12 protein-coding genes and 1 pseudogene are annotated in these 12,137 nt (G+C 71.6%); 6 read left to right on the top strand and 7 right to left on the bottom strand.

Annotated features, from left to right (window positions below):
* From AB0M59_RS44085 to AB0M59_RS44110, 6 genes and pseudogenes are all read right to left on the bottom strand, one after another.
* Positions 1-686 (bottom strand): annotated as a pseudogene (locus AB0M59_RS44085) (hypothetical protein); the annotation flags it as partial.
* Positions 687-801: 115 nt separating this feature from the next.
* Positions 802-1,683 (bottom strand): 3-methyladenine DNA glycosylase, encoded by an 882-nt coding sequence (locus tag AB0M59_RS44090; protein ID WP_364627698.1) that lies wholly within the window; start codon positions 1,681-1,683, stop codon positions 802-804.
* Complete coding sequence (locus tag AB0M59_RS44095; RefSeq protein ID WP_364627699.1) at positions 1,680-2,723, bottom strand: hemolysin family protein; 1,044 nt, start codon at positions 2,721-2,723, stop codon at positions 1,680-1,682. The genes AB0M59_RS44090 and AB0M59_RS44095 overlap by 4 nt, the downstream gene beginning before the upstream one ends.
* Complete coding sequence (locus AB0M59_RS44100) at positions 2,720-4,057, bottom strand: hemolysin family protein (RefSeq protein ID WP_364627701.1); 1,338 nt, start codon at positions 4,055-4,057, stop codon at positions 2,720-2,722. The genes AB0M59_RS44095 and AB0M59_RS44100 overlap by 4 nt, the downstream gene beginning before the upstream one ends.
* Before the next feature lie 215 nt (positions 4,058-4,272).
* Positions 4,273-4,839, bottom strand: a complete 567-nt coding sequence (locus tag AB0M59_RS44105; RefSeq protein ID WP_364627702.1) for a TIGR03086 family metal-binding protein — start codon at positions 4,837-4,839, stop codon at positions 4,273-4,275.
* A gap of 23 nt (positions 4,840-4,862) precedes the next feature.
* Complete coding sequence (locus tag AB0M59_RS44110) at positions 4,863-5,444, bottom strand: helix-turn-helix domain-containing protein (RefSeq protein ID WP_364627703.1); 582 nt, start codon at positions 5,442-5,444, stop codon at positions 4,863-4,865.
* Positions 5,445-5,630: 186 nt separating this feature from the next.
* On the opposite strand from AB0M59_RS44110, the gene AB0M59_RS44115 reads away from it, so the two are divergent.
* From AB0M59_RS44115 to pip, 5 genes are all read left to right on the top strand, one after another.
* Positions 5,631-6,023: a hypothetical protein gene (locus AB0M59_RS44115; RefSeq protein WP_364627704.1), complete on the top strand. Its 393-nt coding sequence runs from the start codon at positions 5,631-5,633 to the stop codon at positions 6,021-6,023.
* An 11-nt stretch (positions 6,024-6,034) separates the two neighbouring features.
* Positions 6,035-6,676 (top strand): DUF3558 domain-containing protein, encoded by a 642-nt coding sequence (locus tag AB0M59_RS44120; RefSeq protein WP_364627706.1) that lies wholly within the window; start codon positions 6,035-6,037, stop codon positions 6,674-6,676.
* Positions 6,677-6,679: 3 nt separating this feature from the next.
* Positions 6,680-8,035, top strand: coding sequence for a hypothetical protein (locus AB0M59_RS44125; protein WP_364627708.1), 1,356 nt, complete (start codon positions 6,680-6,682; stop codon positions 8,033-8,035).
* A gap of 4 nt (positions 8,036-8,039) precedes the next feature.
* Positions 8,040-8,789 (top strand): ESX secretion-associated protein EspG, encoded by a 750-nt coding sequence (locus tag AB0M59_RS44130; protein WP_364627710.1) that lies wholly within the window; start codon positions 8,040-8,042, stop codon positions 8,787-8,789.
* Between the two features lie 77 nt (positions 8,790-8,866).
* Positions 8,867-9,814, top strand: coding sequence for a prolyl aminopeptidase (gene pip, locus AB0M59_RS44135; protein ID WP_364627711.1), 948 nt, complete (start codon positions 8,867-8,869; stop codon positions 9,812-9,814).
* A gap of 65 nt (positions 9,815-9,879) precedes the next feature.
* On the opposite strand, the gene AB0M59_RS44140 is transcribed toward pip, so the two are convergent.
* The gene (locus AB0M59_RS44140; RefSeq protein WP_364627712.1) at positions 9,880-11,079 is read right to left on the bottom strand and encodes a Glu/Leu/Phe/Val dehydrogenase dimerization domain-containing protein; all 1,200 of its coding nucleotides are present in this window, start codon (positions 11,077-11,079) and stop codon (positions 9,880-9,882) included.
* Between the two features lie 122 nt (positions 11,080-11,201).
* Here AB0M59_RS44140 and AB0M59_RS44145 point away from each other — a divergent pair, with 122 nt between their 5' ends.
* Positions 11,202-12,128: a LysR substrate-binding domain-containing protein gene (locus AB0M59_RS44145; RefSeq protein ID WP_364627714.1), complete on the top strand. Its 927-nt coding sequence runs from the start codon at positions 11,202-11,204 to the stop codon at positions 12,126-12,128.
* The last annotated feature ends 9 nt before the right edge of the window (positions 12,129-12,137 follow it).

A 12,137-nucleotide genomic window follows, 5' to 3' on the forward strand; every position in this document is an offset into this window, starting at 1 on the left:
TAAGAACCGGAGGTCTCGCTGCGACGGCCGGCGGGTGCTTCGCCGCGGCCGGCGACGGGGTAGGTGCCGGAAGTCTCACCGCGGCGGGCGGCGGGTGACGATTCTCCGCGGCCGGCGGCCGGGTAGGAACCGGAAGCCTCGCCGCGGGGGGCGGGGTGCGAGCCGGTCGGCTCACCGCGGCCGGCGACGGGGTGGGCGCCGGAAGTCTCACCGCGTGCCGCGACCGGGTAAGAACCGGAGGTCTCGCTGCGACGGCCGGCGGGTGCTTCGCCGCGGCCGGCGACGGGGTAGGTGCCGGAAGTCTCACCGCGGCGGGCGGCGGGCGACGATTCTCCGCGCCCGGCGGCCGGGTAGGAACCGGAAACCTCACCGCGGGCGGCGGGGTGCGAGCCGGTCGGCTCACCGCGGCCGGCGACCGGGTGGGAGCCGGAGGCTTCGCCCCCGGAGACGAAGTAGCCCGACGATTCACCGCGAGGGGCGCCGCGGCCGGCGATCCCGAAGGCGTCCGAGATGGAGCTGCGCTTCGGGGTCTTCGAGCCTTTGCCGGCGACCGGGTACGCGCCAGAAGCCTCACCCCGGCCTGCGGCACGAGGGGCGTCGCCCGGCTGCGGGCGGCGTCCGCCCGGCGTCCCGGCACGGTCCTGAGGGTGCGGCACGGGCTCGTCGTCCCGGGTGTGTCGCCCCATCGTCGTCCTTTCGGCGTCTGCGCATGTCAAGCACGCGCTGCGATGCAATGAAACCGTTATCACCCTAACAGGTGAGTATCGGTGAGAGAATAATCCGACTCACAGTGGCGCGTACTCAGGGTGCTGCGCCGACCAGGCTATGGCAGTGCGCGATCAGGCGAGCACGCACCGGCGCCGCCCGCCGGGCGAAATCACCCTGGGCCCGGGCGTATTCGGCTCTTCCCTCGGCCGTCTCGATCCGCACCGGCGGATAGCCGAGCGCGGCCAGGTCGTACGGGCTGGCCCGCATGTCCAGCGTCCGGATCTCGACGGCCAGCTCGAACCCGTCCGCCACGAGCTCCGCGGGCACGAACGGATCGAGCTTGTAAGCCCATTTGAACAGATCCATGTTCGCGTGCAGGCACCCCGGCTGCTCGAATGCGACCTGCGTCTCCCGGGCCGGCGTCAGCTCGTTGCGCGGCCGGGCGTCGGCGGTGAAGAACCGGAACGCGTCGAAGTGCCCGCACCGGATGTCCAGGGAATCGACGACCTCGTCCGTGCCCGCCGAGCCGAGCCGGAGCGGGACCTGGTTGTGCCGCACCGAGTCGGCGGGCTCGCGGTAGACCATCGCCCACTCGTGCAGCCCGAAGCAGCTCAGCCGCGGTGCGCGGGACGCCGTCGCGGTCAGCAGGCCGAGGACGAACTCGGCCGTCCGCGTCTTGCCCTCGGTGAAGCCCGCCGGGTCGAGGACCACGCCGTCGGCGGTCTCGACGTACCCCTTGCGGTCCAGGAAGCGCCGCGCCGCGGGCCCGGCGAGCGCGACGCCGGGCCCGGGCTGCCACCGCTCGAGGTGCGAGGGCCGGTACGAGTAATAGGTGAACAGGAAGTCCAGCACCGGGTGCTTCTCGCCCCGCGAGCGCCGCTCCTGGTGCGGGACCGTCCACCGCCGCATCCGCTCGACGTGCGCCGCCTCCCGGGCCAGCCAGTCCGGTTCGGCGAGCACGTCGACGGCGGTCACGCGCCCACGTGGGTTCCGTCGCGCACCGTGCCCACGTACTCCTCGACGAGGTCTTCGAGCGCGACGACGCCGACGGCGGCGCCCGCCGTGTCGAGCGCCCGCGCCAGGTGGCTGCCCTCCTTGCGCATGGCCGACAGCGCGACGTCGAGGCGGGCGTCGGCGCGCAACTCGGTGAGCGGGCGGGTCTTGGCGTCGGGCACGATCGTCGCCGGGTCGTGCCCGGCCAGGTCGAGGACGTCCTTGACGTGGATGTAGCCGGTCAGCCGCCCGTCGTCGGTGCACACCGGGAAGCGCGAGAACCCGGTGGAGGACACCGCCCGCTCGACGTCGCCGACGGTCGGCCCGCACGGCAGGGTCGTCAGCTCCGCGGTCGGCACCAGCACGTCGGCCACCGTCTTCTGCACCGACGACAGTGTCTGGGTGAGCCGCCGGTGCTCGGACTGGTCGATCAGGCCTTCCCGCCGCGACTCGCTGAGCAGCTCGGCCAGCTCGTCGGAGGTGTAAGCCGTCTCGAGCTCGTCCTTCGGCTCCACCTTGAACGCGCGCAGCAGCGAGTTGGCGACGAAGTTCAGCAGCCAGATGAACGGGTTGGCGATCTTCACCCACCCGACGTGCACCGGAACCAGCCACAGCGCGAGCCGCTCGGGCTCGGCGATCGCGAGGTTCTTCGGCACCATCTCGCCGATGAGGACGTGCAGCACGGTGATGAACGCCAGCGCGATGGCGAACGAGACCGCGTGCAGCAGCGTCTCGGGCAGGCCCAGCAGGTCGAAGAACGCCGACAGCCGGTGCGCGATCGCGGGTTCGCCGAGGCGGCCGAGCAGCAGCGAGCAGATGGTGATGCCCAGCTGCGCGCCGGCGAGCATCAGCGACACGTGCTTGCTCGCGTTGATCACGATCTTCGCGCGCGTCTTGCCCTGCTCCAGCAGCGCTTCGAGCCTGTCGCGCCGCGAGGAGATCAGGGTGAACTCCGCGCCGACGAAGAAGGCGTTGGTCAGCAGCAGGACCACGACGAGGGCGATGTTCAGCCAGTCGCTCACGAGACCACCTCGGCTTCCGCCACCGTCGGGACCGGGGCCACTTCGACCTCGGCGATCCGGAGCTTGTCCATCGTGGTGACGGTGAGCCGCCAGTCGTCGACCTCCGCGGCGTCGCCCTCGGCGGGGATCTTGCCCAGCCGCTCGAGGATCAGCCCGGCGATGGTCTCGTAGTCGCCGTCGGGCATCCGGAAGCCGGTGACGTCGGTGACCTCGTCGGCGCGCAGCTGCCCGGAGACCAGCCAGCTGTCGGTGCCGACCTGCTGCGACGCGGGGCCCTCGTGGTCGTCGTGCTCGTCGCGGACGTCGCCGATGATCTCCTCGACGACGTCCTCCAGGGTCACGAGCCCGGCCGTGCCGCCGTACTCGTCGACGACGATCGCCAGCTGGAAGCGGGAGTCGCGCAGCCGGTTGAGCAGGTCGTCGCCGGGCAGGGACTCGGGCACGGTCGGCACCGGCCGCATGACCGAGCCGATCGGCACGGCGGCGCGGTCGGCGGCGGGCACCGCGAAGGCCTGCTTGACGTGCACAGCGCCGCGCACGTCGTCGAGGTCCTCGGCGTGCACCGGGAACCGCGAGAACCCGGTGCGGCGCGAGATGTCGATGAGGTCCTCGATGGTGTCGTCGATCGCGAGCGATTCGAGCTGCACGCGCGGGGTCATGAGCTCTTCCGCGGTGCGCTCGCCGAAGCGCAGCGAGCGGTCCAGGAGCTCGGCGGTCGACGTGTCGAGCGTCCCGCTCTCGGCGCTGGAGCGCACGATCGAGCCCAGCTCCTGCGGCGAGCGCGCGGACCGCAGCTCCTCCTGGGGCTCCACGCCGAACTTGCGCACGAGGAAGTTCGCGCTGTTGTTCATGATCGTGATGAGCCAGCGGAACAGCGAGGAGAACCGCGAGTGGTAGCCGGTGACGGCGCGCGCGGTCGGCAGCGGCCGGGCGATGGCGAGGTTCTTCGGCACCATTTCGCCGAGGATCATCGACAGCGAGGTGGCGATGATCAGGGCGAGCACGATCGACGCCCCCGCGGCGAACGCTTCGGGAAGTCCGACGCCGGTCAGCAGCGGCCGGACGAGCTCGCCGATGAGCGGCTCGGCCAGGTACCCGGTGATCAGCGTGGTGAGCGTGATCGCGACCTGGGCGCCGGAGAGCTGGAAGGACAGGGTCCGGTGTGCCTTTTGGACGGTCAGTGACCGGCGGTCGCCGACTTGGCGCACGTTGGCCTCGACGGTGCTGCGCTCGAGCGCGGTCAGCGAGAACTCGGCGGCGACGGCGAGTCCGGTGCCCACGGTCAGCAGCACGAAGACGAGGACGCCGAGCACGGCGAAGAGGACTTGGATCATTCCGCACCCGCCCGGTCGGCGGGGGATGAACCTATCGGACAGCCGGGTCGGTCACCCGGCTCGGTACTGTCACCAGGTGACTGCGCTGCGCGCACGAAACGGTCACTCCTACCAGCAAATCGGCGTGTACTGCGATTATGCGGACAATCTTAACGTGTCCCCGCGCCGGCTCGCGGGGATATCCGTGTGTCGGCGCGCTCACCTCGGCGGGTGAATCACCGCGGTCGGCGTCCGAGCAGGGCCACGAGCCGCGCGACCGGGCCCGCGCCGCGGGGGACCGGGACTGGCGGGTCGAAGATGCCGAGCCCCTGCCACTCGTCCAGCCAGGGCCGGACGACGTCGAGGAGCCGCTCGGCGAGTTCCTCCGTCACCGGGCAGGGGAGACCCAGCGCCGTCGCGAGGTCCCACGCGTGCACGGCGGCGTCGATCGTCATCTGCCAGCCGTACTCGCGGGCGGGGAGCAGCCCGGTCGACACGTGCACCGCGCGTTCCAGCACACCGTCGTCGAGGAAGGCTTCGCGGGCGGCTTCGGCGGCCCTGTCCCAGGCGGACACCGGGTCGCCGCCGAGGACGTCGCCGTCGTAGCGGTCGCCCACGTCGTCCAAAGTGGCGCCGGCCAGGAGGGAAGGCGCCCAGAGCTGCTCGGCGACGAGGTGGTTCACGAGGTCGCGGACCGTCCACTCGGTGCACGGTGTCCGGTGGCCCCAGTCGGTGTCGCCGGCCGCGTGCACCGCGTCGCCGAAGGCCCGCAACGCGTGGCCGTGCGCCTCGAGGAGATCCACGCGGGCCATTTGACCACGACGGATCAGGCGGTGCCCGGCCGGTGCCGCCGCACGGTCTCCTCGACGAGGTCGAGCACCGGCCCGAGGCCGGCGGCCGGCAGGCCCATGGCCAGGTGCGAGACCAGGCCTTCGAGGACGAGCTCCAGGAACGCGGTGAGGACGTCGACGTCGACGTCGTCGCGCAGGATCCCGGCCTCCCGCTGACGCAGCAAGCGCAGGCGGGTGGCGGTGGTCAGCTGCTCGGAGCGCTCGGCCCAGCGGCCGCGGAACTCCGGATCGGTGCGCAGCCGCCGGGAGACCTCGAGGCGGGTGCCGAGCCAGTCGGCCGGGTGGTCGCCGCCGGCGAGGAGGTCGCGCATCACCTGGACCAGGCCCTGCTCGGCGACGACGTCGGCCATCCGGATGGCGTCGTCCTCGGCGAGGGCGAGGAAGAGCGACTCCTTGTCGCGGAAGTGGTGGAAGATCGCGCCCCGGGACAGACCGGTGGCTTCCTCCAGGCGCCGGACTGTGGCACCTTCGTACCCGTAGCGTGCGAAGCACACACGCGAGCCGTCGAGGATCTGGCGCCGTCGTGCGTCGAGGTGATCCTGGCTTACGCGTGGCATCCTGAAATCCTGGCATCGCGGACCGGGACTTCGCAATCCGTACGTACGTACTGTGACCCGGAGTGTCCGGGAACCGGACGGCTCGCCCCTTCGTCGGAACGTTGCGGCGATTCGCTGACACGGCGTGAGACAGTTGGCTAATCTTTGCACCATCACAGTGGGTGAACTGAGGGGAAGGTGCGCGGCGTGATCATCGGTGAGGCCGGGCAGGCGGCACAAGCGCTGTGGGGCGATGTCCTCGACACTCCGGGCCGCGTCTACGGCGGGGGCAAGGGCGGCCAGTTCAAGATGGACCCGGCGGAGCTCAACGCGGTGATCGGCCAGTGGGAGGACGTCCTGGACAAGATCACCGACGACGGCACCAAGATCCAGCACCTCCTCATGGTCAGCGGGGCGGCGCCCGGCAAGGACCCGGTGAGCGGGAGCTACGCCTCGACCAGTTCCGACTCGATCGTCGCGTTGCTCAACCAGAACACGTCCATGCGGCAGTACGCGCAGGACTACATCAAGAAGCTCAAGGAAGCGCAGTCGAAGACCGTGGTCACCGACCAGGACCTGTCCGACACCTTCAAGGCATAGGCGAGCCGAACTTGTTCCGAAGCAAACTGGGTGTCCTGGCTGCTGTCGCGGCGGTTTCCGCGGGACTCGCGACCGCGTGCACCACGACGACCGGCGGCACGGCCTCCCCGTCGACGGCGGAATCCTCGGCGACCGACGCGCCGTCCGCGGATCCCGGCGTGCCGAAGGTCGCCACGCCCCTGGACGCGAGCAAGTACGCCGGCGACACCTGCGCGATCGTCCCGCAGGACATCCTCGCGTCGCTGCGCTTCACCGACCCGGGTCGGTTCGAGGCGCAGAACAACGACTCGGTCTTCACCCAGGCGGGGCCGTCCTGCAGCTGGACGCGGCACGGTGAAGGCATCGGCCTGTCCGTGACGATCGGGACGGGAAACCGCGACCGGGGGACAGGCGGCCTGGCCGGGCTCTACAACGGCTACCAGAACAAGACTTACATCCGGTTCCTCGAGCGCGCTCCGGACGTCGAGGGCTATCCGGCCGTCCACTGGGGCATCGTGGACGAACGGCCGAGGGGTAACTGCGGCATGGACGTCGGCATCGCCGACGACCTCACGTTCGACGTGTACGCCCAGGGGTACCAGGGCCAGGACGACTCCTGCGGGGCGGCCACCCAGGTGGCGGCGAGCATCATCAAAACACTCAAGGGGGCTTGACGAGTGGACGGCAAGCAGATCTTCGACAACTTCAGACAGGGCGACACCCGAGGGCTCCAGCAGATGGCGGAAACCGTCCAGGAGCTGTCCGACGCCTACATGGAGCACGGGGCGAGCATCAAAGCACTCCAGGCCCGCATGGTGGAGTCGTGGAGCGGTGACGCGGCGGACGCGGCGAACGCGGGCGCCGGCCCCATGGAAATGGCCTTCCGGGAAAGTTCGAAGCCGTTGGACGCGACCACGGACTCCGTGAAGACCCAGGCCGCCGTTTTCGACGACTCGAGCTACAGCGTCGTCGAGGTGCCGCCGAAGCCGGACAAGCCCAGCGCTTGGAGCGTCGGGTTGAAGGCCGCGATCCCGATCGCCGGGCCCTTCATGGCGAAGGACGACATCGACAACTACCAAGAGGGCATGGCGAAGTACAACGCGGCGAACGACACCAATGTCCGCGTGATGGACCAGTACAGCAACGCCACCGACAGCACGAGGTCGGCGCTCCCCACCGACTACGGCGTCCTCGAGTCCGACGGCTCCACCATCTCCGTCGAGACGGGAGGAGGTCCCGGGCGGATCGAGCACGTCATCAGGTTGCACGAGGGATGGGTGGACCCGCCGCCGCCGGGTCCTGACGACCACACCTCGACCACCAGCGTCGACACCACGCACACCGGTGGCTCCGACAAGCCGGGCAGCACCGACGACACGGGCCGCCCGACCGACACGACCCGGCCGACCGACACCGGTCGTCCGACGGACACCGGACGGCCGACCGACACCACGCGGCCGACGGACACGACGCGTCCGACCGACACCACCCGGCCGACCAGCACGACGTGGCCGACGACGACGCAGCTGCCGACCGACCAGCGGACCACGGACCGGCCCGGCAAGACGCCGCCCGGCACCGGCGGGGTCGACTTCTACCCGACCAACACCGGTGGGGGTGGCGGCCAGAACTACTCGAACACCTTCGGCAGCGATCCCAACTCGAGCACCGGGGGCCGCGGTCCGACGAGCGGGAACGCCGGCAGCCGGCTGCTCGACGCCAACGGCCGCCCGATCGGCGGGTCCGGCAGCGGCACCGGCGGCAGCGGATCCGGTGCCGCGGGGGAGCGCGGGCTCGGCAGCGGACGCGGATCCGGCATGGGCGGCCTCGGCAACGCGGCGGCCGCGGAGGCCGCCGCCGGACGGTCGGCCGGCGGGCGCTCCGGGCAGGCGGGACCGATGGGCCCCGGCGGCCGCCGGGGCGAGGGTGAGGAAGATGATGAGCACCAGCGGCCGGACTACCTGATCGAGGCGGACCCGGACGCGATCTTCGGTACCGACCAGCGGACCAGCCCGCCGGTCATCGGCGAGTAGGCGGGTGGACGTGGCAACAGGCCGGGTTGATGTTCCGGTCGAGGCGCTGGCCGCGCTGGCCGAGCGCGAGCAGGTCGGTCAGCTGCACCTCACCCTGCGCCCGGAGCCGCTGTGGCTCTCGCCGGTGGAGCGCGATGAGGCCGACAAGCGGGTCGACGCCGCACTGGCGGAGGCCGGGCTGGTCGACCCGCGCGGCCGGGCGACTGTCGACTTCCTCGACTGGCTCCCGCTGCTGGTGAACCCGGCGCGGGAGTTCTACGGCTGGGTCGGGGTCGACGGCCGGACCTACGGCGTGCTCGCCGCCGCGAAGGGCCTCCAGGCGATCCTCGCGGTCTCCGACGGGACGCAGGTCGGCGTCCAGGAGATCGACCGGAACCGGCTCGCCGAGTCGCTCGTCGAGCAGCTGCCGCCGCTGGGCGCGGGCGGCGGGCACCCGCGCACGGTCCGGGTGGCGGAGCTGACCGAGGCGGCCCGCCGCGGTCAGGACGCCTACCCGCTGGACCCGGCGGTCGCCGACGTCGTCAGCCTCGTGCAGCGCCCGGTTTCGGGCAGCGGGGAGCTCTACGTCGGCAGACGGGACGACGTCGGGCGTCACACCTGCTTACGGCAGCCGCTGCACTACGCCGACACGGACTGGGGCCGCTACCTCAGCTACACCTCCGGCGAGGGCGACGACGCCGTCATCCACATCGGCCCGGGGGGTCCGCGCGAGCTGGCCGGCACGCTCATGGAGCTGGCCGGCGCCCTCGTCTGAGCGGAAAAGGCCGCGCGCCGGAGTCGTCGGCAGCGCTAATGTGACAGCGCTGTTGTATCCGGTGGAAGGACGCGCTGATGACTGGGCTCTACCCCGAGATCGAACCTTGCGAACACGGCCTGCTCGACGTCGGCGACGGGCACGAGATCTACTGGGAGACCTGCGGAAATCCGGACGGCAAGCCCGCGCTGGTCGTGCACGGCGGGCCCGGCTCCGGCTGCTCGGCGAACCTTCGCCGGTACTTCGACCCGGCGAAGTACCGGGTCGTGCTCGTCGACCAGCGCGGCTGCGGCCGCAGCACCCCGCACGCCGGGGCGCCGGTCGCCGACCTCTCCGCCAACACCACCGACCACCTCGTCGCCGACTTCGAGCTGCTGCGCACCCGGCTCGGCATCGAGAAGTGGCTGCTGTTCGGCGGGTCCTGGGGCTCGGTGCTCAGCCTGACCTACGCCCTGCGCCACCCCGGCCGGGTCAGCGAAATGGTCCTGATGGGCCTGGCGACCGACCGCCACATCGAGATCGAGATGCTGATCCGCGGCCTCGGCGCGTACTTCCCGGAGGGCTTCGCCAAGTTCCGCGAAGGCGTGCCGGAGAGCGACCGCGACGGCGACCTCTCGGCCGCCTACAACCGGCTGCTGCTGGACCCGGACCCGGCGGTCCACCGGAAGGCGGCGGCGGACTGGTGCGCCTGGGAGGACGCGATGCTGCCCGGCGTCCCGCCGCACGACGTCTTCGAGGATCCGGAGTACCAGCTCTGCTTCGCCCGGCTGGTCACGCACTACTTCAGCAACCGCGCGTTCCTCGAGGACGGCATGATCCTGCGGGAGGCGGGCAAGCTCGCCGGGATCCCGGCCGTGCTCGCGCAGGGCGTGCTGGACACGAGCAACATCGTCGGCACGCCGTGGCTGCTGCACCACGCCTGGCCGGGCAGCGAACTGGTGATGCTGGACGACGTCGGGCACACCACCCAGAACGCGTCGATGCAGGACGTCCTGGTCGGCGCCACCGACCGCTTCGCCCGCTGAAACGCCTCTGGAGGCCACCATCAGGGCATCCAGTGCCCTGATGGTGGCCTCCAGAGGCCGTTGTCCTACGGGATGAGCAGCGCCGGCTCACCCTCCGGCGCGAGGGCCGCCTCGGCGCGCTGGGCCCGGGTGGTCTCGGCCAGCCGCAGCCCGGTGATGCGCAGCGGCAGCCGGTCCATGTTCCACTCGGCCAGCAGGAGGGCGATCTTGGCCTGCATCTCCGTGCGCAGCCGCAGGAACGAGTCGGCCGGGTCCGCGCCGACCTCGCCCAGCAGCAGCCACCACGCCCACGCCGCCGCACCCGCGTTGGCGACGAAGTCCGGCACCACCGCGACACCCCGTGCCGAGAGCGCGGCTTCCGCTTCCGGCGTCGTCGCCGCGTTGGCGGCCTCGACGACCACTGCCGCCTTGACCAGGTTCTCGTTGTCCGGCCGCAGCGCGTACGAGATCGCGGCCGGCACGAAGATGTCCGCGTCGATGCCGACGACCGTCTCCCGGGGCAGCGAGCGCACCCCGTCGGGAAGTCGGGACCGGTCGATCTCGCCGAAGCGGTCGCGCAGCTCCAGCAGCGCCGGGACGTCGAGCCCGACCGGGTCGTAGAGCGTGCCCGCGGCGTCGGCCACCGCGACCACCTTCATCCCCGCCTCGTGCAGGTACCAGGCCGCGCCGCCGCCCATGGTGCCGATGCCCTGGATCGCCACGGTCGTCTCGCGCACGTCCCAGTCCCACGCCGCCGCGACGCCGAGGCACGCCTGCGCCACGCCGTAGCCGCCGACGACGTCGCCGAGCAGTAGCCCGCCGGGCACCGGCGCGTTGAGGCCCGCTTGCACCCGGCGCAGGGTGCGCGCCGGATCGGCCGAACGGGCGATCGCCGCGTGGTACGACTGCTCGAGCCCGAGTTCGGCGAAGACCTCGTCGATCAGGTGCTGGGGCACGCCGAGGTCCTCGGCGGTCACCCAGTGCGCGTCCAGCCACGGCCGCAGGAACGCGCAGAACCGCTTCAGCACGCCGAACGCCCGCGGGTCCTTCGGGTCGAAGTCGATGCCGCCCTTCGCCCCGCCGACCGGCAGGTTGAAGGTCGCGGTCTTGTTGGCCATGCCCCGGGCGAGGTCCTCGACCTCGCTCATCGTGCAGCCCGCCCGCATCCGGGTGCCGCCGGTGGCGACGCCGGAGACCAGGCTGTGCACGACCAGGTAGCCGTTCGCGCCGGTGATGGGATCGGTCCACGTCAGTCGCATCAGCGGCTCGGCATTGCGCGGGGTCATCAGGGCCACTCACCTCCAGGGAAAGTCCGGGGCGGTCCGGCGACCGCCTCTCCCGAGCGTGCGCTCCCGGTGGCCCGCCCGTCCATTTAACGAACCTGCACGATCTCGTTTAGGTTTGGTTCATGGAGCTTTCGTTGCACCGCTTGCGGATGCTTCGCGAGCTGCACCGCCGGGGCACGGTGACAGCGGCCGCCGCGTCGCTGCACTACACCGCTTCAGCGGTATCGCAGCAGCTCGCGCAGCTCGAGCGCGACGTCGGCGCGAAGCTGTTCGAACGGCTCGGCCGGCGCGTCCAGCTGACCGAGCTGGGCAACCTGCTGACCGAGCACGCGGAGGAGATCCTCGGTTCGGTGGAGCGCGCGACACTCGCCCTGGAGGAAGCCCAGGAGGCCCGGACGGTCCGGCTGACCGCCGGCGTGTGGGCGTCGGTCGCTTCCGGGTTGCTTCCGACGGCGCTGACCGCGCTGGCCGGCGAGCACCCCGGCATCCAGGTGCGCACGCGCGAGCTGGCGCCGGAGGACACCGCCGAAGCCGTCCGCGACGGCACGCTCGACCTGTCGTTCGTGATCGACTACTCCGACGCGCCGACGCCCTGGGACGGCGGGCTGGAACGTGCCGTCGTGGCCGTCGAGCGGCTGCACGCCGCGGTGCCGCGGGGCGCGGTCCCGGCGGGGACGGCCTCCCTGGACCAGCTCGCCGAGCACCCGTGGATCCTGGCCAGCGCGAAGTCGCACTTCGGCCGGGCGATGCGCACCGCCTGCCGGCGGCACGGCTTCTCCCCGAAGATCAACCACGAGGTCGAGGAGCAGTCCACGGCGATGGCGATGGTGGGGGCGGGGCTCGGCGTCACCCTCGTTTCGGACCTGGGCCTGCGGCTGCTGCGGCCGCCCGGGATCGACGTCGTCGCCCTCACCACGCCGCTGCTGCGGACGGTGTCGATCGCCTACCGGCCGACCGCGTTCCGGCGGCCGGCGTTGCACTTGGTGATCGAAGCCGTGCGGGCCTCGGCGGCCGAGCTGGGCCCGGGCACCGAGTCCGCTTTGCCCTGATCCGGGACT

The sequence above is a fragment of the Amycolatopsis sp. NPDC051371 genome, assembly GCF_040682155.1.
GTDB lineage: Bacteria > Actinomycetota > Actinomycetes > Mycobacteriales > Pseudonocardiaceae > Amycolatopsis.

Coding starts and splice junctions, on each gene's coding strand:
- AB0M59_RS44110 (WP_364627703.1), bottom strand. CDS start 5,444: ATGCCACGCGTAAGCCAGGATCACCTCGACGCACGACGGCGCCAGATC.
- AB0M59_RS44140 (WP_364627712.1), bottom strand. CDS start 11,079: ATGACCCCGCGCAATGCCGAGCCGCTGATGCGACTGACGTGGACCGAT.
- AB0M59_RS44100 (WP_364627701.1), bottom strand. CDS start 4,057: ATGATCCAAGTCCTCTTCGCCGTGCTCGGCGTCCTCGTCTTCGTGCTG.
- AB0M59_RS44145 (WP_364627714.1), top strand. CDS start 11,202: ATGGAGCTTTCGTTGCACCGCTTGCGGATGCTTCGCGAGCTGCACCGC.
- pip (WP_364627711.1), top strand. CDS start 8,867: ATGACTGGGCTCTACCCCGAGATCGAACCTTGCGAACACGGCCTGCTC.